This is a genomic window from Nocardia sp. NPDC020380 (genome assembly GCF_044386975.1).
Classification (GTDB): domain Bacteria; phylum Actinomycetota; class Actinomycetes; order Mycobacteriales; family Mycobacteriaceae; genus Nocardia.
This window is the reverse complement of sequence record NZ_JBIRVQ010000005.1, coordinates 235,539-261,410: the sequence shown is the minus strand read 5'-3', so window position 1 is coordinate 261,410 and position 25,872 is coordinate 235,539. Positions and strand designations below refer to the sequence as shown.

Annotated in this window: 26 protein-coding genes; 23 read left to right on the top strand and 3 right to left on the bottom strand. The window is 67.1% G+C overall.

The window, feature by feature from the left end:
• Positions 1–31: 31 nt before the first annotated feature.
• Complete coding sequence (locus ACH438_RS15160) at positions 32–895, bottom strand: hypothetical protein (protein ID WP_397005362.1); 864 nt, start codon at positions 893–895, stop codon at positions 32–34.
• A gap of 381 nt (positions 896–1,276) precedes the next feature.
• Between ACH438_RS15160 and ftsH the strand changes: the two genes are divergently transcribed.
• The 21 genes from ftsH to ACH438_RS15055 all read left to right on the top strand — a co-directional run bounded on the left by ftsH (position 1,277) and on the right by ACH438_RS15055 (position 21,994).
• Positions 1,277–3,688 (top strand): ATP-dependent zinc metalloprotease FtsH, encoded by a 2,412-nt coding sequence (ftsH, locus tag ACH438_RS15155; RefSeq protein ID WP_397005360.1) that lies wholly within the window; start codon positions 1,277–1,279, stop codon positions 3,686–3,688.
• Between the two features lie 162 nt (positions 3,689–3,850).
• Positions 3,851–4,471 carry a GTP cyclohydrolase I FolE gene (gene folE / locus ACH438_RS15150; protein ID WP_397005358.1) on the top strand — a complete coding sequence of 207 codons (621 nt, stop codon included), beginning with the start codon at positions 3,851–3,853 and terminating at the stop codon, positions 4,469–4,471.
• 203 nt (positions 4,472–4,674) lie between these two features.
• Positions 4,675–5,535 (top strand): dihydropteroate synthase, encoded by an 861-nt coding sequence (folP, locus tag ACH438_RS15145; protein WP_397006009.1) that lies wholly within the window; start codon positions 4,675–4,677, stop codon positions 5,533–5,535.
• A gap of 5 nt (positions 5,536–5,540) precedes the next feature.
• Positions 5,541–5,915, top strand: coding sequence for a dihydroneopterin aldolase (gene folB / locus ACH438_RS15140; protein WP_397005356.1), 375 nt, complete (start codon positions 5,541–5,543; stop codon positions 5,913–5,915).
• Positions 5,916–6,452: a 2-amino-4-hydroxy-6-hydroxymethyldihydropteridine diphosphokinase gene (folK, locus tag ACH438_RS15135; RefSeq protein WP_397005354.1), complete on the top strand. Its 537-nt coding sequence runs from the start codon at positions 5,916–5,918 to the stop codon at positions 6,450–6,452. It begins immediately after the preceding gene.
• Positions 6,449–6,919, top strand: coding sequence for a DUF3180 domain-containing protein (locus ACH438_RS15130; RefSeq protein ID WP_397005352.1), 471 nt, complete (start codon positions 6,449–6,451; stop codon positions 6,917–6,919). Before folK ends, ACH438_RS15130 begins: the two co-directional genes overlap by 4 nt.
• A 69-nt stretch (positions 6,920–6,988) precedes the next feature.
• Positions 6,989–8,110 carry a DUF6779 domain-containing protein gene (locus ACH438_RS15125; protein WP_397005350.1) on the top strand — a complete coding sequence of 374 codons (1,122 nt, stop codon included), beginning with the start codon at positions 6,989–6,991 and terminating at the stop codon, positions 8,108–8,110.
• 131 nt (positions 8,111–8,241) lie between these two features.
• Positions 8,242–9,171, top strand: coding sequence for a Rossmann-like and DUF2520 domain-containing protein (locus tag ACH438_RS15120; RefSeq protein WP_397005348.1), 930 nt, complete (start codon positions 8,242–8,244; stop codon positions 9,169–9,171).
• Complete coding sequence (gene panC / locus ACH438_RS15115; RefSeq protein WP_397005346.1) at positions 9,171–10,097, top strand: pantoate--beta-alanine ligase; 927 nt, start codon at positions 9,171–9,173, stop codon at positions 10,095–10,097. The genes ACH438_RS15120 and panC overlap by 1 nt, the downstream gene beginning before the upstream one ends.
• Before the next feature lie 13 nt (positions 10,098–10,110).
• Positions 10,111–10,533, top strand: coding sequence for an aspartate 1-decarboxylase (gene panD, locus ACH438_RS15110; RefSeq protein WP_397005344.1), 423 nt, complete (start codon positions 10,111–10,113; stop codon positions 10,531–10,533).
• Positions 10,534–10,567: 34 nt separating this feature from the next.
• The gene (locus ACH438_RS15105; RefSeq protein ID WP_397005342.1) at positions 10,568–11,362 is read left to right on the top strand and encodes a type III pantothenate kinase; all 795 of its coding nucleotides are present in this window, start codon (positions 10,568–10,570) and stop codon (positions 11,360–11,362) included.
• Between the two features lie 177 nt (positions 11,363–11,539).
• Positions 11,540–12,154 (top strand): cysteine dioxygenase, encoded by a 615-nt coding sequence (locus tag ACH438_RS15100; protein WP_397005340.1) that lies wholly within the window; start codon positions 11,540–11,542, stop codon positions 12,152–12,154.
• Complete coding sequence (locus ACH438_RS15095) at positions 12,151–12,582, top strand: rhodanese-like domain-containing protein (protein WP_397005338.1); 432 nt, start codon at positions 12,151–12,153, stop codon at positions 12,580–12,582. The genes ACH438_RS15100 and ACH438_RS15095 overlap by 4 nt, the downstream gene beginning before the upstream one ends.
• 213 nt (positions 12,583–12,795) lie before the next feature.
• The gene (lysS, locus tag ACH438_RS15090; RefSeq protein ID WP_397006007.1) at positions 12,796–14,262 is read left to right on the top strand and encodes a lysine--tRNA ligase; all 1,467 of its coding nucleotides are present in this window, start codon (positions 12,796–12,798) and stop codon (positions 14,260–14,262) included.
• A 117-nt stretch (positions 14,263–14,379) separates the two neighbouring features.
• Positions 14,380–14,742, top strand: coding sequence for an Lsr2 family protein (locus ACH438_RS15085; protein ID WP_397005336.1), 363 nt, complete (start codon positions 14,380–14,382; stop codon positions 14,740–14,742).
• 227 nt (positions 14,743–14,969) lie between these two features.
• On the top strand, positions 14,970–15,593 hold the full coding sequence (locus ACH438_RS15080; protein ID WP_397005334.1) for an FHA domain-containing protein: 624 nt from the start codon (positions 14,970–14,972) through the stop codon (positions 15,591–15,593).
• A 135-nt stretch (positions 15,594–15,728) separates the two neighbouring features.
• A complete protein-coding gene (locus ACH438_RS15075) occupies positions 15,729–16,358 on the top strand; it encodes a DUF1772 domain-containing protein (protein ID WP_397005332.1) in 630 nt (209 codons plus the stop codon).
• 180 nt (positions 16,359–16,538) lie between these two features.
• Positions 16,539–17,498 carry an esterase/lipase family protein gene (locus tag ACH438_RS15070; RefSeq protein WP_397005330.1) on the top strand — a complete coding sequence of 320 codons (960 nt, stop codon included), beginning with the start codon at positions 16,539–16,541 and terminating at the stop codon, positions 17,496–17,498.
• A 309-nt stretch (positions 17,499–17,807) separates the two neighbouring features.
• Positions 17,808–20,366 carry an ATP-dependent Clp protease ATP-binding subunit gene (locus ACH438_RS15065; RefSeq protein ID WP_397005328.1) on the top strand — a complete coding sequence of 853 codons (2,559 nt, stop codon included), beginning with the start codon at positions 17,808–17,810 and terminating at the stop codon, positions 20,364–20,366.
• A 124-nt stretch (positions 20,367–20,490) separates the two neighbouring features.
• A complete protein-coding gene (locus tag ACH438_RS15060; protein ID WP_397005326.1) occupies positions 20,491–21,279 on the top strand; it encodes a phytanoyl-CoA dioxygenase family protein in 789 nt (262 codons plus the stop codon).
• A 58-nt stretch (positions 21,280–21,337) separates the two neighbouring features.
• Positions 21,338–21,994 carry a VWA domain-containing protein gene (locus ACH438_RS15055; RefSeq protein WP_397005324.1) on the top strand — a complete coding sequence of 219 codons (657 nt, stop codon included), beginning with the start codon at positions 21,338–21,340 and terminating at the stop codon, positions 21,992–21,994.
• Positions 21,995–22,011: 17 nt separating this feature from the next.
• On the opposite strand, the gene ACH438_RS15050 is transcribed toward ACH438_RS15055, so the two are convergent.
• Both ACH438_RS15050 and ACH438_RS15045 read right to left on the bottom strand, forming a co-directional pair.
• On the bottom strand, positions 22,012–22,674 hold the full coding sequence (locus ACH438_RS15050) for a response regulator (RefSeq protein ID WP_397005322.1): 663 nt from the start codon (positions 22,672–22,674) through the stop codon (positions 22,012–22,014).
• A 20-nt stretch (positions 22,675–22,694) separates the two neighbouring features.
• On the bottom strand, positions 22,695–23,921 hold the full coding sequence (locus ACH438_RS15045) for a sensor histidine kinase (protein WP_397005320.1): 1,227 nt from the start codon (positions 23,919–23,921) through the stop codon (positions 22,695–22,697).
• Between the two features lie 125 nt (positions 23,922–24,046).
• On the opposite strand from ACH438_RS15045, the gene ACH438_RS15040 reads away from it, so the two are divergent.
• Together ACH438_RS15040 and ACH438_RS15035 are read left to right on the top strand one after the other, a co-directional pair.
• Positions 24,047–24,967 carry an ABC transporter ATP-binding protein gene (locus ACH438_RS15040; RefSeq protein ID WP_397005318.1) on the top strand — a complete coding sequence of 307 codons (921 nt, stop codon included), beginning with the start codon at positions 24,047–24,049 and terminating at the stop codon, positions 24,965–24,967.
• The gene (locus ACH438_RS15035; protein WP_397005316.1) at positions 24,964–25,860 is read left to right on the top strand and encodes an ABC transporter permease subunit; all 897 of its coding nucleotides are present in this window, start codon (positions 24,964–24,966) and stop codon (positions 25,858–25,860) included. Before ACH438_RS15040 ends, ACH438_RS15035 begins: the two co-directional genes overlap by 4 nt.
• Positions 25,861–25,872 lie beyond the last annotated feature (12 nt).

Genomic DNA, 25,872 nt, shown 5'->3' with positions numbered 1-25,872 from the left:
CGATATCCGTCCTGGGCGATCCGCCGACTGATCAGTCCGGCAGCGAACGCAGGATCCCGCGCCCGTACCGCTGGAATTGCGCATCGTCCACCATGCCTAGGGAATGGCGCTCGACCAGCAACTCCCATTCCCCGTACAGCTTCGACACACCCGGATCGGCGGGCCCCGCGGAACCGTCCGCGGTTTCCCGCTGAATTGCGAAATTCAGTGCGCCCGTTACCCTTTCGGTGTCGGCGCGATCGGTTCCGCTGAAATACCAGGTGAGGTTTCCGTCGTTCAGCTCGACCCCGAATTCGCCCGGAGCGGCCGCGGACTCGTCCGCCGTACGCGCCCACAACAGCGCCGCGATCGGCAATTCGTGCGCGAATTTCTTCGACGTCCCGGTGGAAATGAAGATCAGGCGATTCGTGGTGATCGCCAGCAGGCCCGGCGCCTTCGGGGCAGGCGGCTGCGCGGTGACGAGCGCCGTCTCCAGCACGTACTCGTCCACGGTGGCGAACCGGTGCAGCGCGGCGACGGCCGCCTTGGCATCGCGCTTGGGCGACATCCGCCGGACCGCGCGATCCACATCGGCGCGCGTCGGACCGGTGCGGCCCCAGGACGGCGTCGGCGGTGTGAGATCGGGCGCACCGACCTCCAGGCGCTGGGTGGCCAGAATCTGATTGTTGATCCGCTCGACGATCACCGTCGCCGCGGGCACATCGTGCTCGGCGATCAGCACGGGTAGTGGAGTCCGATCGGCGGGAACACCGGTGAGCACGGGCGTCGGGTAGCGGAGATAGATCTCGATGACGACGGCGTCATCGGCGCGTCGGTTCAAGCGGACCTTCAGCAGGTCGCTGACCGGCACGTCGAGCACGCGCTCGCCGTCCGTCCCGGGCCGCAATACCGTCAACCGCCCGTTACCGTGACGCACAATCGCTGTGGGTGTCCGTAGCTCGACTATGTCCATACCCCCTGCGCTCTGTTGTGTCGTCACTCACGATAGGACGACCATGCCATGATTGTGACCACTCGGTCCGACACCAGGGGGTGATCGACCCGACGTGTTGCCGCAGATGGTCGGGGAACCACCCGCGTTCTCCAGCCGTTTACCTGTTGAACTGCACCAGCTGCCGAACTGCGCGATGTAACGACTAGACCGTACGCGGTAACGTGGCATGTCCGCATCCAATCGATGCGAACGGGCGAGCCCGTCACTCGATTGGTAACGACAAAGCATCGCAGGCAAACCGGATACACCCCCCGGAAAGGATTGGCCGCCGGCCGACGCTCTATGAACCGCAAGACTGTGTTCCGCAACCTGGCCATAGTCGCGGGCTTCCTGCTCGTGATCTACCTGGTCAGCTATTTCAGCAACGACACGCGCGGCTGGCATAGCGTCGATACCTCGGTGGCGCTCTCCCAGCTTCAAGACAAAGGCAATGTCTCGTCGGTCCAGATCGACGACAAAGAGCAGCAGCTGCGCATCACGCTGAACAAGGGCAATGACGCCACCGGCGGCGATACGAAGATCATCGCCAAATACCCCGGTGGCGGCGAAGTGTCCCAGCAGGTGTTCCAGGCCGCGCAAGCCTCCGGCGCCAAGGTCAACACGACCGTCAAGCAGGACTCCTGGCTGAGCCAGATCCTGCTGTTCATGCTGCCCATGGTGGTGCTGCTGGGCTTGTTCATCTTCGTGATGGCCCGCATGCAGGGCGGTGGCCGCGGCGGCATGATGGGCTTCGGTAAATCGAAGGCCAAACTGCTGTCCAAGGACATGCCCAAGACCACGTTCCAGGATGTGGCGGGCGCCGACGAGGCCATCGAAGAGCTCTACGAGATCAAGGACTTCCTGCAGAACCCGGCCCGCTACCAGGCGCTGGGCGCGAAGATCCCCAAGGGCGTGCTGCTCTACGGCCCGCCCGGTACCGGTAAGACACTGCTGGCGCGCGCGGTCGCGGGCGAGGCGGGCGTGCCGTTCTTCACGATCTCCGGTTCGGACTTCGTGGAGATGTTCGTGGGTGTCGGTGCCTCCCGCGTGCGTGACCTGTTCGATCAGGCCAAGCAGAACAGCCCCTGCATCATCTTCGTGGACGAGATCGACGCGGTCGGCCGTCAGCGTGGCGCCGGCCTCGGCGGCGGCCACGACGAACGTGAGCAGACGCTGAACCAGCTGCTCGTCGAGATGGACGGCTTCGGTGAGCGCACCGGCGTGATCATCATCGCCGCCACCAACCGGCCCGACATCCTGGATCCGGCGCTGCTGCGCCCGGGCCGTTTCGACCGGCAGATCCCGGTGGGCAATCCCGACCTCGCGGGCCGGCGCGCGATCCTGCGCGTGCACTCGCAGGGCAAGCCCATCGCACCCGACGCCGACCTGGACGGTCTGGCCAAGCGCACGGTCGGCATGTCCGGCGCGGACCTGGCCAACGTCATCAACGAGGCCGCCCTGCTCACCGCGCGTGAGCACGGCAACCTGATCACGGGTGCGGCGCTCGAGGAGTCGGTCGACCGCGTCATCGGCGGCCCCCGGCGCAAGTCCCGCATCATCAGTGAGGAAGAGAAGAAGATCACCGCCTACCACGAGGCGGGTCACACCCTCGCCGCGTGGGCGATGCCGGACATCGAGCCCGTCTACAAGGTCACCATCCTGGCCCGCGGCCGCACCGGCGGCCACGCCATGACCGTGCCCGAGGACGACAAGGGCCTGATGACCCGCTCGGAGATGATCGCCCGCCTGGTGATGGCCATGGGCGGCCGCGCGGCCGAGGAGCTCGTCTTCCACGAGCCCACGACCGGCGCGTCCTCGGATATCGATCAGGCCACCAAGATCGCCCGCGCGATGGTGACCGAATACGGCATGAGCGCCCGCCTGGGCGCGGTCCGCTACGGCCAGGAGCAGGGCGACCCGTTCCTGGGCCGGTCCATGGGCATGACCCCGGACTATTCGCACGAGGTGGCCCGCGAGATCGACGAGGAGGTGCGCAACCTCATCGAGGCCGCGCACACCGAGGCGTGGGCGGTGCTCAACGACTACCGCGACGAGCTCGACTCCCTCGCCACCGCGCTGCTGGAACGCGAGACCCTGCACCGCAAGGATCTCGAGACCGTCCTGGAAACCGTCGAGAAGCGGCCGCGCATCACGGCTTTCAACGATTTCGGTGATCGCATCCCGTCGGATCGCCCGCCGGTGAAGACGCCGCGCGAGCTGGCCGCCGAACGCGGCGAGCCGTGGCCGGACGAGGTTCCCGAGGCCCGGCCCGTGCCGCAGCCCGCCAATGGCGGTTACCCGGTCGAGCAGCCCTACGGCGCCCCGCAGCCGTACGGCGCGCCCGGACCCTACGGTTATCCGGCGCCCGCACCGGCCGGTTATCCGGCGCAGCCGCAGCCCGGTTACCCGCGGCACGGTGGCGGCGGGACGCACGGTTCGCGCCCGGATTACGGCGCTCCGGCCGGTTGGTCGGCTCCGGGCTGGCCGCCGCAGGAAGATCAGCCCGAGCAGCAGCCGCAGGCGCCGCGAGGGGGAGCGCAGTCCTACGGTGGCTGGGCGCCTGCCGGTGGGCAGCGCTATCAGCCGGGTGGGCAGCCCGAGTACGGCCGTCCCGGTTACGCACCGGGTCAGGGGCCGGCGCGGGACGCGCAACCGGCGGCCGGGAATGACGAGGACGACAACAACGGTTGGGACGGACCGAACGGTCGTCGCTGACGACCGCACGGATACGCTCGAGGAAGTTCGCGGCCCCGGCTCGGGACCCGCTCGATTCGGGATCGTGCCTGCTCCGGCGGGTGTGATCCCGGGTGGCGGGCCCGGGCCGAGGGCGTCGCGAGCCGCCGCCCCACCGCGGCGTTTCAACACAGGAGGTGTCGATTGTCGGCCAACAACAGTGTCGTCTCCGGCCCGATCGCGCTCGACACCGGTCGGCCGTTCGATCAGGCGCGCGCGGAGGCTGCCGTGCGCGAGCTCTTGATGGCGGTCGGCGAGAATCCGGATCGCCCGGGCCTGGCGGATACGCCGGCGCGGGTGGCGCGGGCCTATCGCGAGATGTTCGCGGGCCTGTACACCGATCCGGCCGAGGTGCTCAACACCACGTTCGACGAGGGCCATCAGGAACTGGTGCTGGTGCGCGACATTCCCATGTACTCGACCTGTGAACACCATCTGGTGGCGTTCCACGGTGTCGCGCATGTCGGCTACATTCCGGGCGTGCACGGCCGGGTGACCGGCCTGTCGAAGCTGGCCCGCCTGGTCGATCTGTATGCCAAGCGCCCGCAGGTGCAGGAGCGGCTGACCTCGCAGATCGCGGATGCGGTGATGGCGAAGCTGGATCCGCGCGGCGCGATCGTGGTGATCGAGGCCGAGCATCTGTGCATGGCGATGCGCGGCATCCGCAAGCCGGGCGCCAGCACCACCACCTCCGCGGTGCGCGGTCTGCTGCAGTCCAGCGCGGCCTCCCGCTCCGAGGCCCTCGACCTGATCCTCCGGAAGTGAGCTGTGCTCAACTTGCCTCCGCTTCGCTACGGCGGGTTCGCGGCCCCGAAGTCTCGATTCTTCCCTCCCTCCGCTCCCCCGCTTCGCTCCTCCGCTCCACTCAGTCCAGAATCGAGCCGGCCGCGAACCATGTGGTGTGGAAGTGGAGGAACGCCGTGACATCACGCCTGCTGGAACCGCGTGGGGGGCGCTCCTGCGTGGTGATGGGTGTGGTGAACGTCACCAGTGATTCTTTTTCCGACGGCGGACGGTATCTGGACGCCGGTCTGGCGGTGGCGCACGGGCTCGAGCTGTACGAGCTGGGCGCCGACATCATCGATATCGGTGGTGAGTCCACGCGGCCGGGTGCGGTGCGCATCGATCCGGAAACCGAAGCGGCGCGGGTGGTTCCGGTGATCCGCGCGCTGTCCGCGGCGGGCGTGCCGACCAGTGTGGACACCATGCGCGCGAATGTCGCGGAGGCCGCGATCGAGGCGGGCGTGACCATGGTCAACGATGTCTCCGGTGGGCGCGCCGACGCCGATATGGTGAAAGTCGTTGCGGCCGCCGGGGTTCCGTGGATCCTCATGCATTGGCGGGCGGCGGCGGACTACCGCCACGCCGGTCCCGCCGAACAGTACGACGATGTCGTCGCCGATGTCTGGTCCGAACTGCGCGTGCAGGTCGACGCCGCGGTGGCGGGTGGCGTCGACCCCGCCAAGCTGATCTTGGATCCGGGTCTGGGTTTCGCGAAGAACGCGGAGCACAACTGGGATCTGCTGGGCGCCTTGTGTTCCGGTCCCGCCGGTATGCGCGAGGCCGGGTTCCCGGTGCTGATCGGTGCGTCCCGGAAGCGTTTCCTGGGCGCCCTGCTCGCGGACGAGCAGGGTCCGCGCCCGCCGGACGGCCGCGAGGTGGCGACCGCGACCATTTCCGCGCTGGCCGCCGAGCACGGTGCGTGGGGTGTGCGCGTGCACGATGTGCGCGCCTCGCTGGACGCCGTCGCGACCGCCGACGCGTGTATGCGTGCGGTGAACCGGATGCGGGAGAAGCAGATTCGTGTGCGGGAGGGAGATTTCCGGTGAATCCGGTGAGCACCGATCGGATCGAGTTGCGCGGTCTGCGTGTCTTCGGTCATCACGGCGTCTTCGATTTCGAGAAGCGGGACGGCCAGGAGTTCGTGGTGGATGTGACGCTGTGGACGGATTTCTCGGCCGCGGCGAAGTCCGACGACATCGCCGATACGGTGCATTACGGCGAGCTGGCGGATCAGGTCGCGGCGATCGTGGCGGGGGAGCCGCGGGATCTGATCGAGACGGTGGTGTCACAGATCGCCGACGAGGTGATGAACGATCCGCGTATCCAGGCTGTGGAAGTGGTGCTGCACAAGCCTTCCGCGCCGATCCCGCATACCTTCGAAGACGTCCGCGTAGTCACGTCCCGTCGTCGCGAATCGGAGGAGTAGGTGACCCGCGTAGTCCTGTCGATCGGTTCCAATCTCGGCGATCGGCTCGCGCATCTGCGCAGTGTGGTGGAGGCCTTGCGCCCGCGTCTGCTGGCGGTGTCGTCGGTGTATTCGACGCCGCCGTGGGGTGGGGTGCCGCAGCAGGATTACCTGAATGCGGTACTGGTGGCGGAGGATCCGGGGCTGGAGCCCAGTGACTGGCTGAAGCTGGGCCAGCAGCTGGAGCAGGCGGCCGGGCGGGTGCGCGAGGTGCGCTGGGGTGCGCGCACGCTGGATGTGGATGTGGTGTCGGCCACGCGCCGGCGGCCCGCGGGTGAGGTGGTGGTGCGCAGTGCGGATCCGCTGCTGACGCTGCCGCATCCGCAGGCGCACAATCGGGCGTTCGTGCTGATTCCGTGGCTGGAGGTGGATCCGGGCGCGGTGCTGGAGACGGCCGAGGCGGCGCATTCGCTCGGAGAGTGGTTGTCCGCGTTGGATGCCGGCGAGATCGCGGGTGTGCGGCGTACCGAACTCACCCTGGGGTGGACGACGGCATGAAGCCGACGCGGATTCTCGATCTGTGTGCGAATGTGCTGCTGGCGGCGGTCGTGGCCTGGTTGGTGACGAACGCGGCGTATTCGAGTTTTCCGGCGATCTCGGTGTTCTCGGGTGCGTCGCTGCTGCCGGTGGCGCTGCTGGAAGTGGTGCTGGCGTTCATGATTCGGCAGCGGGTGGAGAACCGGGGGATCGGCGAGGGGCCGCGGCAGTTGCATCCGATCACGGTGGCCCGGGCGGTGGCGCTGGCGAAGGCGTCGGCGCAGGTGGGGTCGCTGGTGGGTGGTATCTGGCTGGGGTTCCTGGTGTGGTTGCTGGCGCAGCGGTCGGATCTGCGGGCGGCGTCGTCGGATACGCCGGGTGTGGTGGTGGGTCTGATCGCGGGTGCGGCGTTGGTGGCGGCGGCATTGTGGCTGGAGTATTGCTGCCGGGCGCCGATCGATCCGCCCGATGACGCAGCTACCTCTTAGCTAACAGATTCATGATGATCGTTTACAAGGTGGCCGCCCTGGTCGCTAGTTCAAGCTACGCTGGCGGACATGGTTTCACCCGCCCGTAGCAGTACTTCCCGTCGACGGCGGGAGGACGCGGGAAAGTTCTTCACCGGCGCGCTGCTCCTCCTCGGTCTGATAGCCAGTGTTTTCCTGGTCTTCAGCGATAACGTACATATGATTCGCGTGGGTCTGGTCGCGGCGCTCTGGGCGGCCGCGCTGGGAGCCCTCGCCGTGACGCGTTATCGCAGGGAAGCGGCCGTCGACAAGGCGAAAGTCGGTGACCTTCAGAAGGTCTACCAACTGCAGTTGGAGCGCGAGGTTGCTGCCCGCCGCGAATACGAGCTCGGCGTCGAGGCGCGGCTGCGCCAGGAGGTCGGCGCGGACGCCGCGGAAATGGCCGCCCTGCGCGCCGAACTGACGGTCTTGCGCGAGAACCTGCAGCGTCTGTTCGACGGTGAATTGCCCTTCGAACGGCCCGCCCTGCGTGCGGATGCCGTCCGGGTGCAGGAACTTCCCGGTCGTGACCCCGCCATCAACCCGCCTGCGGCGAACGATAACTGGGATGACGCCGAGCCGTGGGATCCGTGGTCCTCCGCGGCCGACGACGACCCGCGCAGCCGCATCACCCCGGTCTTCGAACCCGATCACCCCGCGCCCCCGGCCTTCGCCACCCCCTACGACGACCCGGTGACCGCCGAAACCTCGGTGGTCACCGACGCGATGCGCCTCGACTACGAGCGCGCCGAGGCTCTCAAGGCCGAATCCCGCACCGCGCGGCCCGCTCCCGCCGCCTCCGCCGCGGAACCGCCTGCCGCCGAACCGGATTCGACCCCCGCCGCGCCGGCCCCGAACCCCGCGCCGGAACCGGCCTCGTCCGTCCACACCACCAAACTCACCAACCTGTCCGAGCCCGTCGGCTTCGGCGGCGACCCGCTCGGCGCGGACCCGCTGAACACGGTCCCCTGGTTCGAAACCGATCTGTCCCCGGCGGGCAACACCCCCACCGATCCCACCCCGCGCCTCACCCCGCCGGCCGCACCGTCCACGCCCATCGGCACCGCCAGTTCTCGCCGCCGTCGCCGCGCCGACGAATCCACCGACGACTCCGCCCCTCGCCTCTCGGTAGCCGAGATCATGGCGAATCTCCGCTCCGAAACAGACCGCTGACGAGAGTTCGCATCACTGACGAGAGTTGGATAGCCCACAGAGAATGGCTGTCGCGAATGGGTGGCGATATTCTCGGCGGGTAACGTCCGGTACCCGCATGGCGGGACTGGAACGACTTTCGAGAGGACGAAGTGACCTCGGACAAGGATGTCTGCGGAACGGATCCTGCGCCTGCACGGTTGACGGTGGGAATCGTCTCGGCGGGACGCGTCGGTTCCGCCCTGGGTGTGGCACTGGAGCGTGCCGGTCATGTGGTGTTCGGCGTATCCGCGATTTCGGATGCGTCGGTGCGGCGTGCCTCGACGCGGCTGCCGGATTCGCGGATCCTGCCGGCCGAGCAGGTGGCGGCGCGCAGCGAACTGCTGATCCTGGCTGTTCCGGACAGTGAATTGGCCGGGCTGGTGGCCGGTTTGGCGGCCGCGAACGCGGTGCGCCCGGGCACCATCGTGGCGCACACGTCGGGCGCGAACGGGGTGGCCGTGCTGGCGCCGCTGACCGCGCTGGGTGCGCTGCCGCTGGCGATTCATCCGGCCATGACGTTCACCGGGCACGACGAGGATGTGGCCCGGCTGGCGAATGCCTGCTTCGGCGTGACCGCCGCGGACGATATCGGCTACGCCATCGCGCAGTCGCTGGTCATCGAAATGGGCGGGGAGCCGGTGCGGGTGGCGGAGGAGAACCGCACCCTCTATCACGCGGCGCTCGCGCATGGCAGCAACCATCTGGTGACCTTGATCGTGGACGCGGTGGACGCCCTGCGCGCGGCGCTGGCCGGTCCGGGCTTGCTGGGTCAGCAGACCATCGACGAGCAGCCCAACGGCTTGGCCGAGCGCATGCTCGCGCCGCTGGCCTCGGCGGCCCTCGACAATGCGCTGCGGCGTGGGCCGGCCGCGCTGACCGGTCCGGTGGCGCGTGGCGATGTGGCCGCGGTGGCCGCGCATCTGGCCGCGTTCGAGGCCTTGGATCCGCGGCTGGCGGCGGGTTATCGCGCCCAGTCGCTGCGGGCCGCGGAACGCGCGCAGACCAATCCCGACTTGCTCGACCTGCTGGAAGGACCCTGATGGACCCGAAACTGCGTGGCAGCTACAAGCGCGGTGAGCTGACGGTGCTGCACGATCCAGCGACCGTGACGGCGGTGTCCAAGGCGCTGCGGACGGTGGGCCGTAAGGTCGCGCTGGTGCCGACCATGGGTGCGTTGCACGAGGGTCACCTGGAGTTGGTGCGGCAGGCCAAGCGCACCAATCAGGTCGTGATCGTCTCGATCTTCGTGAATCCCTTGCAGTTCGGCGCGAACGAGGATCTCGGCAAATACCCGCGCACGCTGGACGCGGATGTGGAACTGCTGCGCGGCGAGGGCGTGGAACTGGTGTTCGCGCCGAGCGCCGCGCAGATGTACCCGGAGGGCCCGCGCACCACGGTGCATCCCGGCCCGCTGGGCGACGAGCTCGAAGGCGCTTCCCGCCCCGGTCATTTCGCGGGTGTGCTGACGGTGGTGGCGAAGCTGTTCCAGATCTGCCGCCCGCACGAGGCGTTCTTCGGCGAGAAGGATTATCAGCAGCTGACACTCATCCGGCAGCTGGTGCGGGATCTGAATTTCGATCTGAAGATCGTCCCGGTCGCCACGGTCCGCGAGGCGGACGGCCTGGCGCTGTCCTCCCGGAACCGTTTCCTGGATGCGGAGCAGCGGGAGCTGGCCACCACCTTGTCGGCGGCGCTGGCGGCGGGCCGGCACGCCTCGGGCCTGGGCCCGGAGAAGGTGCTGGAGGCCGCGCAGTACGTGCTGAACACCGCGCCCGCAATCGAACTCGATTATCTGGCCCTGCGTGGTTCGGATCTGAGCGCGGATCCGGCGAGCGGGAATGCCCGCCTGCTGATCGCGGCCCGTTTGGGCGCGACCCGGCTGATCGACAATATGCCCGTCACCATCGGCGTCCCGATCGACGGTCATCCGACCACTCCCGACCGGCCTGCCCGGGCAACTCTGTAGGAAGGCGACGACGATGTTGCGCACCATGATGAAGTCGAAGATCCACCGCGCCACGGTGACTCACGCGGATCTGCATTATGTGGGTTCGGTGACGGTGGATCAGGATCTGCTCGATGCGGCGGATCTGCTCGAGGGTGAGCAGGTCTGCATTGTCGACATCGACAACGGCGCTCGCCTGGAGACGTATGTGATCGCGGGGGAGCGGGGTTCCGGTGTGATCGGAATCAACGGCGCCGCAGCGCATCTCGTGCATCCGGGGGATCTGGTGATCCTGATCGCCTACGGCATGATGGACGAGGCCGAGCTGAAGGAATACAACCCGCGGGTGGTGTTCGTGGACGACCGTAACCGTCAGGTGGAGCTGGGTTCGGATCCGGCGCACGCCCCGGAGGGTTCCGGCCTGACGTCGCCGCGTTCGCTGTCTTTCGCACGATGAACCGCCGCGGCGGGAACGGAGAATCAGCGCGGTCATGCTGCTGACCATCGATGTCCGCAATACCAGTATCGAACTGGGCCTGTTCACCGGCAGCGGTGAGCATGCCGAGCTGGCGAAGACCTGGCGGACGCACACCAATCCGCTGCTCACCGCGGATGAATTCGCCCTGCAGGTGCGGGGTTTGATCGGCGCGGATGCCGAGCAGGTGATGGGTGTGTCGGCGTTGTCGACCGTCCCGCCGGTACTGCGGGAGTTGCGGGAAATGATGTCCCGTTATTGGGGTCACGTTCCGCATGTGCTGGTGGAACCCGGTGTGCGGACGGGTATTCCGTTGCTGGTCGACAATCCGAAGGAGGTCGGCGCGGACCGTATCGTGAATTGTCTTGCGGCATATCACCGTTTCCGGTCGCCGGCCATCGTGGTGGATTTCGGCAGTGCGATCTGTGTGGATTTGGTTTCCGCCAAGGGGGAATTTCTGGGCGGCAGCATCGCGCCGGGTGTGGAGATTTCCACGGAGGCGCTGGTTGCCCGTACGGCGCTGCGCCGGGCGGAGTTGACCCGGCCTCGTTCGGTGGTCGGTAAGAACTCGATGGAGTGCATGCAGTCGGGTGCGGTGTTCGGTTTCGCGGGCCTGGTGGACGGGCTGATCGACCGTATTCGGGATGAATTCGACGTGTTCGCCGGCGACGATGTGGCGATCGTGGGAACGGGCCCGTCGGCGCCGCTGATCGTGCCGGAGTCGGAGACCATCGAGCATCACGAACCGCACCTGACGCTCGAAGGGTTGCGGTTGGTCTACGAGCGCAACCAGCAACGCCGGACCAAATAGTTTGTTTGTGACGCAGTCCTCCCCGGGGGCTCTATTGCTTCCCGGGGAAGCGCTGTTAGACTCGCCGACGTGTATTTCCGCGTGACCACCCAGGAGTGTTGTCGAGGCTGACCCGCCTCGGCTGTTGTCGAGGCTTCGTATAGCCCTCGACCATCCACATTCCTTGGAGTTTCGCTCATGCGGTCCTCTGTTCTCTCCCTTTCCGTTTCCGGGCACCCCGAGCCCACCTCCCGGCTGCTGCCCGAGGTGACCGAGCGTGCCACCGCGTCCGCCCTGCCCACCCGGCTGCGGCCCGCCGACCTGCTGCGCCTGACCGATGAGGGCGCCCAGGACGTGCTGGAGGGCCGCTACGACCACCTGCTGCCCGACAGCGGCCTCTGGCCTGCCGAGAACCGCTGGGCCACCAGGCTCATCGCGGACGACGAGGTGGATGTGTGGCTGATCAGCTGGGTCAAGGACAAGTACACCGAATTACACGATCACGCAGGCTCATTGGGCGCGCTGACGGTATTGTCCGGCGCCCTCGCCGAATACCGCTGGAACGGCACCGAGCTGCGCCGCCGCACCCTGGTGGCCGGTGATCAGGCTTCCTTCCCGCTGGGCTGGGTGCACGACGTCGTCCGCGCCCCCGACGAGGAGGCCGGCCTCACCGGCCCGCTGAATCCCACGCTCAGCGTGCACGCGTATTCCCCGCCGCTGACGGCCATGTCCTATTACGAGGTCACCGGCCACGGCACCCTGCGCCGCACCCGTTCCGTTCTCACCGACCAGCCCGAAGGTGACCTCGAATGACCCACTTGACGATCGACGGCATGCTCGATCACGCCCGGCGGCAGCTGCGTCGCCTGCTTCCCATCGAATTGCCGCAGGCCATCGCGCGCGGCGCCATTCTGGTGGATATTCGGCCGCAGGCGCAGCGCCTGCGGGAGGGCACCCTGCCGGGTGCGCTGGTGATCGAACGGAATGTGCTGGAATGGCGGCTGGATCCGTCGAGTTCCGCGCGGCTGGCGCTGGCTACCGACCATGACATCGAATGGATCATCGTCTGCTCGGAGGGTTACACCTCCAGTCTCGCGGCGGCTTCGCTGCAGCAGCTGGGCCTGCGCCGGGCGACCGATCTCGAGGGCGGTTATCAGGCGTTGAAGACGGCCGGGCTGCTGATGGTCGCGCAGACCGCCCCGCATTTCGAACGTGAGGTGGCGACGCTCGCCTGGGTCTGAACCGGCCCTTTCCGCGCTCTTACGCCCGCCCTCGAACGTCCGGTCCGGGGGCGGGTTTCCGTTTGCCCGGGCGGCGGAAAATTGAATTTCCGCCGCAGGATAGTCTTGAGTCCCGTGAGCACCCCCCACCCCCCTTCTCCCTCCGACACCACGCCTCCTGCCGAGAAAAACCGTGGTGTAGCGCCTGCTGCCGACCAAGACGTCCCGGAGCAGATGCGGATTCGCCGGGAGAAGCGCGAGCGGTTGCTGGCGGAGGGCCGCGAGGCTTACCCGGTGGTGGTGGACCGCACCCACTCGCTCGCGGAAATTCGCGCGGCATACCCGGATTTGGCGCCGGATACGCAGACGGGGCTGATGGTCGGCATTGCCGGTCGCGTCATTTTCGTCCGGAATAGCGGCAAGCTGTGTTTTGCGACGCTGCAGGAGGGTGACGGCACCCAGTTGCAGGTGATGGTCAGCCTGAACGGTGTCGGTGAGGACGCGCTGGCGGCCTGGAAGGCCGATGTCGATCTGGGTGACTTCGTGTTCGTGCACGGTGAGGTGATCTCTTCGCGCAGAGGCGAATTGAGTGTCATCGCCGATTCCTGGTCGATGGCGGCCAAGTCGCTGCGCCCGCTGCCGGTGCTGCACAAGGAGATGAACGAGGAGTCCCGGGTCCGGCAGCGTTATGTGGATCTGATCGTGCGCCCGGAGGCCCGTGAGATGGCCCGCACCCGGGTCGCGGCCGTGCGCGCGCTGCGGAATGCGTTGGAGCGCAGGGGTTTCCTCGAGGTCGAGACGCCCATGCTGCAGACCATTCACGGTGGCGCCGCGGCGCGTCCGTTCGTGACCCACTCGAATGCGCTGGACATGGAGTTGTTCCTGCGTATCGCGCCGGAGCTGTTCCTGAAGCGCTGTGTGGTGGGCGGCATCGAGAAGGTCTTCGAGATCAACCGGAACTTCCGGAACGAGGGTGCGGACTCCACGCATTCCCCGGAGTTCGCAATGCTGGAAACCTACGAGGCGTACGGCACGTACGACGATTCCGCGAAGATGATGCGCGAATTGATCCAGGAAGTCGCGCAGGAAGCCTTCGGCACGCAGGTGGTGACACTTGCCGACGGTACCGAATACGATCTGTCCGGCGAGTGGGCGACGGTGGAGATGTACCCGTCGCTCTCGGAGTCGATCGGTGTGGACGTCACGCCGGAAACGTCCGTCGAGGAATTGCTGGCGCTGGCGGATCGAGTCGGTCTGGAAATTCCGTCGGGCAAGGGCTACGGTCACGGCAAACTGGTCGAGGAACTGTGGGAGCACGTGTACGGCGACAAGCTGTACGCGCCGACTTTCGTTCGCGACTTCCCGGTGGAGACCTCCCCGCTGACGCGTCAGCATCGCAGCAAGCCCGGAGTTACCGAGAAGTGGGACCTGTACGTGCGCGGGTTCGAACTGGCCACGGGCTATTCGGAACTCGTGGATCCGGTCATCCAACGCGAAAGGTTCATGGATCAGGCGCGTTTGGCCGCGGCGGGTGACGACGAGGCCATGCGGCTGGACGAGGACTTCCTCGCGGCGATGGAGCACGGTATGCCGCCCACCACCGGAACGGGTATGGGTATCGACCGTTTGCTGATGGCCCTGACTGGTCACGGAATCCGGGAAACGATACTCTTTCCAATTGTGCGTCCGGCTGCTCGATAGAGTTGTGGGATTGCATTACCGAGGCCCGTTCTGGGACTATCGGAATTAGCGGTATTGTGGCGTCGGGTAATCGGCCTGACTATGCGGGTCGCACGATTTCGAGAGGACGTTCATCTCATGGCAAAGAAGGTCACCGTTAGCTTGATCGACGATGTCGACGGTGAGTCCATCGCGGACGAGACCATCGAGTTCGCTATCGATGGCGTCTCGTACGAGATCGACTTGTCGACGGCGAATGCGGCCAAGCTGCGGGATGGGTTGGAGACCTGGGTCGCGGCAGCTCGCCGGGTGAGCGGGCGTCGCCGGACCAAGGTGGCGGGTGCGCCGACCGCAGGCCCGAAGAACCGGGTCTCGATCGATCGCGAACAAAGCGCGGCCATTCGGGAATGGGCGCGGCGTAATGGGCACAAGGTGTCGGCTCGTGGACGTATCTCCGCGGACATCACCGAGGCTTACAACAAGGCTGCTGCGAAGAACTAGTCGCCGATTCGACTGCCGTCCGGGTGTTCGTGCGAACCCGGGCGGCAGTGGTTTTCATACGCTTTGCGTATAACTCGGAAGGAACTCCGGGGGCCTTCGGGGGCAAGCCCCCGAAACCCCCTGGACCCGCAACTTCGTGCGATCTTGCTCGCGCCGGTGTGTGCGTGCACCATTGAATCTGTGCGGACGAAGTCACTGGCTGGAACTAGGGGAGAGGTATCGGCGCAGTGACCGCATTCCAGGGTTCATTCCTCCGGGTGAAGGATCACGAGGGCCGGCAGCACGAGCTGATGTTGTCGCCTGACCAGCCACGTATCACCATCGGCCGCTCGCCGCAGGCGGATCTGTCCCTGGCGTGGGATGTCGAGGTGTCCCGGTTGCACGCTACCGCTGAATATCTGGGTGCGCACTGGACAATTGTGGATGACGGGCTTTCGCGCAATGGCACTTTCGTAAATGGAGACCGACTGGTCGGTCGTCACCGCCTGCAGCCCGGCGACGTCATCCGCATGGGCACCTCCCGCGTCACCTTCCACGACTTCAGCGGCGCCGCAGGCGATATCACCCAGACCTCCACGGGCGGCCTGCCAACCCTGCGCTCGCTCACCGAGACTCAGCGTTCGGTCCTGATCGCCCTGTGCCGCCCGCTGCGCGGCAACGACGGCTTCGCCTCCCCGGCCTCGAACCAGCAGATCGCCGCCGAGCTCTTCCTGTCCGTGGACGCCATCAAGACGCACCTGCGCGCCCTGTTCGCCAAATTCGGCGTCGAGGACCTGCCGCAGAACCAGAAGCGGGTCCGGCTGGCCAATCTGGCCATGCAGTCCGGTGTCATCTCCGAGCGGGACCTCTGACTCACTCTCAGGAGTGAGACGCGCGCGGATGTCCCCGAGCTTCTGAGCGATGTAGGTCGCGACGCCGCTCCTGTTGACTGAAATCAGTGTTCACCCAGGCATTCTCCGGGTGGCGGATCCAGTCAGGAGAGAACGATGTTTGCACTTCGCACGGCCTCGCTGGTGGCGGCGACGCTGACGACCGGACTGATCGCCGGCGTGTTCTTCGCGTATGCGACCTCGGTGATGACGGCCCTCGGCCAGGGCGACGACCGCACCTTCGTGGATGTGATGCAGCGGATCAACGTGGTCATCATCAATCCGTGGTTCATGTTCGCTTTCATGGGCGCGGTGGGGTTCACCGTGCTGGCGGCGGCCCTGCACCTCGGGAAGGGCACGCGCACCACGCTGCTCTGGATCGCGGTGGCGCTGCTGCTCAATGTGATCGCCTTCTTCGTGACCTCGGGGGTGAACGTGCCGCTGAACAATCAGCTCGCGAATGCCGGCGATCCGGCGCACATCGCCGATCTGGCCGCGGTGCGCGCCCACTTCGAAACGTCCTGGGTGCGTTGGAACATCGTCCGGGCGGTGATCCACACCCTGGCGTTCCTGGTGCTGATGGGTGCGCTGTTCATGGCCGGCACGCAGCATGCGAAGGCCGCGGTCACCGAGTCCGCCCAGTCGGCGCGGCCGGCTCGGCCGATCTACCCGGCTCAGCAGGCGCATCCGGCCCAGCAGGTGTGGGCGCCGGTGCAGCAGCCCGGATTCCCCACGGGCCGACCGTAGTTCGCGGTTCGATCCGGCGGTGGCCGGGACCCGATGTGCGGCAGCACAAGCCGCCTGCGGGTCCCGGCCATCGCCATTTTCCTGTATTGGAACGAGTTGCAGAACTTACCCGCCAGTATTCCATCCTCCGTGCTTGTTTCCGTTTACGTTGTCGGAACGCGTTCTAGTTTGGGAGGGAACATGCGACGGATACTGCTGCGCCGATCGCCGGGATCACTGCTGCTCATGATCATCTTCGCGGTCCTCACGGCCGCGGCGAGCGGCACCGCGCACGCGGAATACCCGGTCACATACAACTTCTTCTCGGGCATTCCGAACGAGCTGCTGAATCCCGGTGGCTCACTGCCCGGTTCGAACGACTGGAACTGCAAGCCGACCGCCGAACATCCCGATCCGGTGGTCCTGGTGCACGGCACCGGCGGTGGCGCGCAGACCAATTGGGGCGTCTACGTCCCGCTGCTCGCCAATGAGGGCTACTGCGTCTACTCGCTCACCTACGGCGCGCTGAACGTGCCCTGGCCGCTCTCGGCCATCGGCGGCATGCGCCCGATCGAGGAGAGCGCCGCTCAGCTCACCGGCTTCGTGGACCGGGTGCGCGCCGCGACCGGGGCCGCGCAGGTCGACATCATCGCCCATTCGCAGGGCAATATCGTCGCCGATTACTTCATCAAGCGGCTCGGCGGCCGCGGCGAGGTGAACAAGTTCGTCGCCATCGCGTCGCCCTGGCTGGGCACCTACGGGAATCAGATGGGCACGGTCCGCGCCTTCGCCGCCCAGCTGGGCATTTCCGGCGACACCGTGGACAGCGCGCTCGGCGCGGGCATCTGCCTGGCCTGCTCGGAGATGCTGGGCGGTGGCCGGTTCATGACCGCTCTGAATGCCGACGGCGTCTACGATCCGTCGGTCACTTACACCAATATCGAGACCGCCTACGACGAAGCGGTGGTCCCGTACACCGTCGGCCTGGTACCCGGTCCGGGCGTCACGAACATCCTCGTGCAGGACGGTTGCGCGAGCGATTACTCGGAGCATGCCGGCATCGCGGGCAGCCCGCGGGCGGCCGCCTTCGCGCTCAACGCGCTCGATCCGCAGCATCCGCATTCGGTGCCGTGTGAGTTCATTCCACCCCTCACCGGATAGGGGTTCCGAATCCGAACCGGGGTCCGGCCACCGGCCGGGCCCCGGGTTTCGTTCCGCTGACCGGCGTGTTCGCTGTGGGCGTAGCCGAATCGGAAACGGTCTGCGCAACTGCCCCGTTATGAGTGAATGAGTCGTACTGTCGCCGCTTCGCAATAGGGTGGACGGACGACGGGCGAGACCCCTGGCAACTAGAGTGGAGGCCAGGGGGATGCAACCCCAGGGCTTCATGGCAGGCTGGCGACCAGAAGGGCAGCACAGGGTCTGAAGCGCCGGATGCCGTAGTAGGCGGAGCAGGAGAGTGAGGGAGCGATGTTCGAGAGGTTCACCGACCGCGCGCGGCGGGTCGTTGTCCTGGCCCAAGAAGAGGCCCGGATGCTCAACCACAACTACATCGGCACCGAGCACATCCTGCTGGGCCTGATCCACGAGGGCGAGGGTGTCGCGGCGAAGTCGCTGGAATCCCTTGGCATCTCGCTGGAGGGTGTGCGGTCGCAGGTGGAGGAGATCATCGGGCAGGGCCAGCAGGCGCCGTCCGGTCACATTCCCTTCACCCCGCGTGCCAAGAAGGTGCTGGAGCTGTCGCTGCGGGAGGCCCTGCAGCTCGGCCACAACTACATCGGCACCGAGCACATTCTGCTCGGTCTCATCCGTGAGGGTGAGGGCGTCGCGGCGCAGGTGCTGGTGAAGCTGGGCGCGGATCTCAACCGCGTGCGTCAGCAGGTCATTCAGCTGCTGTCGGGCTACCAGGGCAAGGAGCCGGTCGAGGGTTCGGGCACGCGTGGTGAGGCGGGAACTCCGTCCACTTCGCTGGTGCTGGACCAGTTCGGCCGCAACCTGACCCAGGCCGCGCTCGAGGGCAAGCTCGACCCGGTCATCGGCCGCTCGAAGGAAATCGAGCGCGTCATGCAGGTGCTGAGCCGCCGTACCAAGAACAACCCGGTCCTGATCGGTGAGCCCGGCGTCGGTAAGACCGCCGTCGTGGAGGGTCTCGCGCAGGCCATCGTCAACGGTGAAGTGCCGGAGACGCTGAAGGACAAGCAGCTGTACACCCTCGACCTGGGTTCCCTGGTCGCGGGCAGCCGCTACCGCGGTGACTTCGAAGAGCGCCTGAAGAAGGTGCTCAAGGAGATCAACACCCGCGGCGACATCATCCTGTTCATCGACGAGCTGCACACCCTGGTGGGTGCGGGTGCGGCCGAGGGCGCCATCGACGCGGCCTCGATCCTGAAGCCCAAGCTGGCTCGCGGTGAGCTGCAGACCATCGGTGCTACCACCCTCGACGAGTACCGCAAGTACATCGAGAAGGACGCCGCCCTGGAGCGCCGGTTCCAGCCGGTCCAGGTGGGCGAGCCGACGGTCGAGCACACCATCAACATCCTCAAGGGTCTGCGTGACCGCTACGAGGCGCACCACCGGGTTTCGATCACCGATGGCGCTCTGGTCGCGGCGGCTACCCTCGCGGACCGCTACATCAACGACCGCTTCCTGCCGGACAAGGCGATCGACCTGATCGACGAGGCCGGCGCCCGGATGCGTATCCGTCGCATGACCGCACCGCCGGACCTGCGCGAATTCGACGACAAGATCGCCGAGGCGCGCCGGGAGAAGGAATCCGCGATCGACGCGCAGGACTTCGAGAAGGCCGCGCGGTTGCGCGACAAGGAGAAGCAGCTCGTCGCCAAGCGGGCCGAGCGTGAAAAGCAGTGGCGCTCCGGCGATCTGGATGTCGTGGCCGAGGTCGACGACGAGCAGATCGCGGAAGTGCTGGCCAATTGGACCGGTATTCCGGTGTTCAAGCTCACCGAGGAGGAGACCACCCGTCTGCTCCGCATGGAGGACGAGCTGCACAAGCGGATCATCGGCCAGGAGGACGCGGTCAAGGCCGTGTCCAAGGCGATCCGCCGTACTCGCGCCGGTCTGAAGGATCCGAAGCGTCCGTCGGGCTCGTTCATCTTCGCCGGTCCGTCCGGTGTCGGTAAGACCGAGCTGTCGAAGGCGCTCGCGAACTTCCTGTTCGGCGACGACGACGCGCTCATCCAGATCGACATGGGCGAGTTCCACGACCGCTTCACCGCCTCGCGGCTCTTCGGTGCCCCTCCGGGCTACGTGGGTTACGAGGAGGGCGGCCAGCTCACCGAGAAGGTGCGCCGGAAGCCGTTCTCGGTGGTGCTGTTCGACGAGATCGAGAAGGCCCACCAGGAGATCTACAACACCCTGTTGCAGGTCCTCGAGGATGGTCGTCTCACCGACGGTCAGGGTCGCACGGTCGACTTCAAGAACACCGTGCTGATCTTCACCTCGAACCTCGGTACCTCGGACATCTCGAAGGCGGTCGGCCTCGGCTTCGCCCAGAGCAATGCCGAGGGCTCGAACTACGAGCGGATGAAGCTCAAGGTCAACGACGAGCTGAAGAAGCACTTCCGGCCCGAGTTCCTCAACCGCATCGACGACGTGATCGTGTTCCACCAGCTGACCCAGGACCAGATCATCCAGATGGTCGACCTGATGATCGGCCGCGTCGCCAAGCAGCTGAAGAACAAGGACATGGAGATCGAGCTGGCTCCGCAGGCGAAGAGCCTGCTGGCCAAGCGTGGTTTCGATCCGGTGCTCGGTGCCCGCCCGCTGCGGCGCACCATCCAGCGCGAGATCGAGGACCAGCTGTCGGAGAAGATCCTCTTCGGCGAGATCGGTCCCGGCCAGGTCGTGGTGGTCGATGTCGAGAACTGGGACGGCGAAGGTCAGGGCGAGGCGGCGAAGTTCACCTTCAGCGCCAAGGCCAAGCTGACCAAGAAGACCGACGAGGCCGTCGAGGACAAGCCGGTCGCCGCCCTCGCGGGTGACGCCCCGGCTGCCGCCTCGGGCGAGTAGGCAGTACGAACGCAGGGCCCCGTTCCCCCTTGGGGAGCGGGGCCTTTCGCGTGCCGCGAGAAATTCGGTGGCGAGCGGCGGTGGCTCCCGGTCATTCTCGGAGCAGCCGATACGAAAGGACCGCATGCTCACCGACGATCAGGTCGCGGGTTTCATCGCCGACGGGTTCGTCCGCATCGAGGGCGCGTTTCCGCGGGACGTGGCCGATGCGGGCCGGGAAATCCTGTGGCGGGCAACCGGATGCGATCCGGACGATCCGGCCACCTGGACCCAGCCGGTCATCCGCCTCTGGGACCATGCCGAGGAACCCTTCGCGCACGCCGTCACCGCGCCCGTGCTGCTGGAGGCATTCGATCAACTGGCGGGTCCGGGCCGCTGGCTGCCGCGGAAGAGCCTGGGCAGCTGGCCGATTCGCTTCCCGAGCCCCGAGCCGCCCGGTGACACCGGCTGGCATGTGGATGTGAGCTTCCCGGGTGACGCCGCGGCGGACGACTATCTGAGCTGGCGGGTGAACGTCTTCTCCAAGGGCCGTGCCCTGCTCATGTTGTTCCTCTTCTCCGATGTCGGCATCGACGACGCACCCACTCGTATCCGGGTCGGCTCGCATCGCCGGCTCGCCTCGGTGCTGCGCCCGTTCGGCGAGGAGGGGACCACCATGTTCGATCTGCACGACTTCTACACGGCCGTGGACGATCTCCCCGAGGCCCTGGCCACCGGCAAGGCCGGCGACGTCTACCTCTGCCACCCCTTCCTGATCCATGCCGCCCAGCCCAATCGCATCGGCCGCCCGAAGTTCATGGCGCAACCGCCGCTGCTGCTGCGTGAGCCGTGTGTCCTGGATCGCCCGGACGGTGCGTATTCGCCTGTGGAGCAGGCCATCCGGCGTGGCCTGGAAAATGAGGAGGCGGTGTAGTCGCGCGCGGGTACGGTGGGGGTCGTTCGCACGAATCGACTCCGGGGGGAGCCACCACATGACGAATTCCGACCGCACTCTCATCGCGGTACTACTGGACCGTTCCGGGTCCATGCAATCCATCAAATCGGATACCGAGGGCGGTTTCGCCGCCTATATGGAGCAGCAGCGCGAGGTCCCGAAGCAGATCGAGGTCACCCTCGCCCAGTTCGACACCGAATATCAACTGGTATACGCGAATCGGCGCCTGACCGAGGTGCCGCCGCTGAATCTGCAGCCGCGTGGCATGACGGCCCTGTACGACGCGGTGGGCCGCCTGGTCACCGATATCGGCGCCGAATTGGCCGCGCGCGCCGAGGCGGATCGTCCGGGCACCGTCATCGTCGTGGTGCTCACCGACGGTCACGAGAACTCCAGTGCGGAATGGACGCACGAGGCCGTGAAGGCGCTGATCACGCAGCAGCAGGAAGTGTACAAATGGAATTTCCTGTTCCTCGGCGCGAACATGGACGCGGTCACGATCGGTACCCGGATGGGTTTCGCCCCGGGCGATTCGATCACCTACGCGGCGGCGCCCCAAGGCGTCTCGGGTGTGTTCCGGGCTGCGTCGGCGTATTCGGCGCGGCTGCAGGCCCCGCCGCCGCAGCCCGGCGCCCGTCCGCGGAAGCGGGGGTTCACCGATTCGGAACGTCACCAATCGAATCCGGGTGAATGACGCCGCCGTAGCGCGGGTTACTGCCAGCCGGGCCGGACCAGTCCCGACTCGTAGGCCATGACGACGAGCTGGGTGCGGTCGCGGGCGTTGAGTTTCAACAGGATTCGGCTGACGTGGGTGCGGGCGGTGGCGGGGCTCATGTAGAGGCGTTCGGCGATCTCGGCATTGGTGAGGCCTTCGGCGACGAGGATCATGACCTCGCGTTCGCGGTCGGTGAGTTCCGAGAGGGTTTCGGGTGGTGCGGGTTTGGCGTGGGTGGCGAATTCGGCGACGAGTCGCCGGGTGACGCTGGGGGAGAGCAGGGCGTCGCCGCCCGCGACCACCCGGACGGCCTTGAGGAGGTCGGCGGGTTCGGTGTGTTTGACGAGGAATCCGGTGGCGCCGGCGCGCATGGCCTCGAACACGTACTCGTCGAGTTCGAAGGTGGTCAGGACGACCACTTTCACCCCGGTGAGGGTGGTGTCGGCGGCGATGGCGCGGGTGGCGGCGAGGCCGTCGAGGACGGGCATGCGGATGTCCATGAGGACGACGTCGGGTTTGAGTTCGCGGGCGAGCCGCAGGGCCTGTTCGCCGTTGTCGGCCTCGCCGATCACGTCGATATCGTCCTGTGCGTCGAGCAGGGCCACGAATCCGGCGCGGACCAGGGCTTGATCGTCGGCGATGACTACCCGGACTGTCATGGTGCTCCCGTCTGCCGTGCTCAGGCGGCGGGTTCGGGGTGGGCGAGGTGGGTGGGCAGGCGGGCGGCGACGCGGAAGCCGCCGTCGGCCTTGGGTTTGGCGGAGAGCTGGCCGCCGAGGGCGCTGGCGCGTTCGGTCATGCCGGTGATGCCGTGGCCGCCGCTGGGGGATTGCGGTGCGGGTTGTTTCTCGGGCCGGGTGTTGTCGATGGTCAGCTGCAGGCGTTCGGCCGAATAGTGCAGGGTGACAAGCACACTCGCGCCGGGCGCGTGCCGCACCACATTGGTGAGGGATTCCTGCACGATGCGGGCGGCCGCGACGTCGACGACGGCGGGTAGCCGCCGGGGTCCGCCGGTGACCATGGTGTGCACCACGAGTCCGGCGGCGCGGGCGGGCGCGGTGAGGCCGTCGAGGTCGGTGATGCCGACGGTGGGGGTGGTGGGCGCGGCGATGATGCCGGTGCCGGCGCGGATGGAGCCGAGCAGGGCGTGTACTTCGCCGAGCGCGTCCCGGCTGGCGGTCTTGATGGCCGCGAGCGCGGTGGCGGCCTGCTCGGGTTTGCGGTCCAGGAGTTCCAGCGCCACCGAGGACTGCACGTTGATGAGGGACAGGCTGTGCGCGAGGACGTCGTGCAGGTCGCGGGCGATGGCGAGGCGTTCCTCGCTGGCGTGTTGTTCGCGTTCGGCGAGTTCGCGGGCCTGTTCGGCGCGTTCGCGTTCCCGCTGCGCCTGTTCGTTGCGCCGGGCTTCCTCTTCGCGTTGCCGGCGCGCGGTCATGGCGGCATTGCGTTGCCGGAGTCCTTCGGCGGCGGCGACCAGGACGACGAGCCAGGCGAGCAGCCCGAATTCCTGCCAGGAGCCGGTGTGGTATCCGCGCCAGTGCGGGACCGGCCACACCATGAGCAGATAGCCGACGGCGACGAAAGGATAGGTGTACCAGCGTGATCCGCGCAGGGCGGCGCTGAGGAACCCGATGACGAGGGAGATGAACACCGGCCCGTACCCGTATCCGACCAACAGGTATGCGACGGCGGCGGTCAGCGTCCCGTAGAAAACCGGTACGGGGTAGCGGTGACGCACCGCCAGGAGCAGCGGACCGGCCACGAGCAGCGCGTATCCCAGGGGGTCGAGTTCGCGCAGCACGTTCCCGTGCCGATTGGCCAGCGTCCCGCCCAGGAGCTGGATCGCGCCGACGGCGACGGCCGGCAACACGTCCCGGCGTATCAGCCATCCCCCGCGTATGTCCATAGCTGCACCGTAGCGCCGTATACCCGGAGTGGCACCGTGTCACGCCGAAATACGTGCGGATACGTACGCCGGATAGCGCTGTGCGGCGGATGTTTTACCGCGCCGCCACGCCGAGTCTTGTAGGTATGAGCGAGACAGCATCCGAGGCCACCGGCGACGCGATCGTGGCCACCGACCGGTTGACCAAGCGTTACGGCCCGCACGCCGCCGTGGATGCCGTGAGCATGCGCGTCCACCGCGGTGAGATCTACGGTTTCCTCGGCCCGAACGGGGCGGGAAAGACCACCACCCTGCGCATGCTGGTCGGCCTCATCCGGCCGACGTCGGGTGCGGCGCTGGTGCTGGGCAGGCAGCCGGGTGATCCGGATGCGTTGCGCCGCATCGGTGTTCTCATCGAGGGTCCGGGCTTCTACCCCTACATGTCGGGCCGCGACAACCTGCGGGTACTGGCCCACTACCGTGGCGCCGGCCGCCCCGAGGTCGAGGACGCGCTGGCCCGGGTCGCCCTCCACGACCGCGGGGACGACAAGTTCCGCACCTATTCGCTCGGCATGAAGCAGCGCCTGGGTGTCGCGGCCGCCCTGCTCGGCAGCCCCGACCTGCTGATTCTCGATGAACCCACCAATGGCCTGGATCCGGCCGGCATGGCCGAGATGCGGGAGCTCATCACCGGACTCGCCGCCGACGGGCACACCGTCGTGCTGTCCAGTCACCTGCTCACCGAAGTGCAGGAGATCTGTGATCGCGTCGGCGTCATCAACCACGGGAAGCTCCTGGCCCAGTCCACGGTGCGGGAATTGCGCGGCGCCGCAACGCTGCTGGTGCGCGCCGAGCCGATGGAACTGGCCCTGCCGGCGGTGCGCGCGGTGGTGGGGGACCGGTCGGCGCTGCTGACCAGCACCGGCATCAGGGTGGATGCCGGTGCGGTGCGGGCGCCCGCGGTGGCGCGTGCGGTGATCGAGTCCGGCGCGGACCTGCTGGAACTGCGCAGTGACGAAAAGTCCTTGGAAGAAGTCTTTTTCGAGATGACGGAGACGGCGAAATGACCGACCTGATGACGAGAGCCCGCACCGCCGCACCGGCGAACGCCTGGACCGGCCTGCTGGCGAGTACCCGCGCGGAACTACTGCGCCTGCGGAAGTGGCCCGCGTTCTGGATCGTGCTGGGCACCTGGATCCTGCTGAACCTCACCTTCGCCTACCTGTTCAACTATCTCGCGTACACCACCGGCAGCAGCACCCGCATGTCCGACGGCCAGCCCAAGGCCGTCCTGCTGCAGCAGATGCTGCCGGCGGCGGTCCCCGAGGTGTACACGCAGGGCATGGCCATGTTCGGTGGCGCGCTCATGCTGGTGCTGGGCGCGCTGGCGGTGGGCAGCGGCTACGGCTGGGGCACCTGGAAAACGGTGCTCACACAGGGCCCTTCGCGCTCCTCGGCGGTCGGCGCGGTGGTAGTGAGCCTGGCCTTGACGGTGATCGCGCTGGTGGTGACGGCCTTCGTGGTCGACACCGGCGTGGCGGCGGTCATCGCTGCGACACAAGGACAGTCGCTCGCCCTCCCGTCCGCGGGCCGCATCCTGCTCGGAATCGTCTCGGGCACCACCATTCTGGGCATGTGGACACTGGCCGGAGGCCTCGTGGGTGCGATCGCCCGCGGCCCGGCCCTCGCGGTCGGACTGGGCCTCGTATGGGTGCTCGTGGTGGAGAACCTGCTGCGCGGGGTAGCCGAGGTCTTCTCACCGATCAAGGCGATCACCGATCACCTCCCCGGCACGGCAGCGGGTTCCTTGGCCGGCTCGCTCCGCACGGTGAGCGGTGAATCCACGCCAGGAGTCCTCCACATCCTCTCCCAGGGCGAGTCGTTCCTCTGGCTGGCCGGGTACGCCCTGCTTTTCGCAGTGGGCACGGTGTGGTTGATCCGCCGCCGCGATATGGCCTGAGCCCGGCACGAA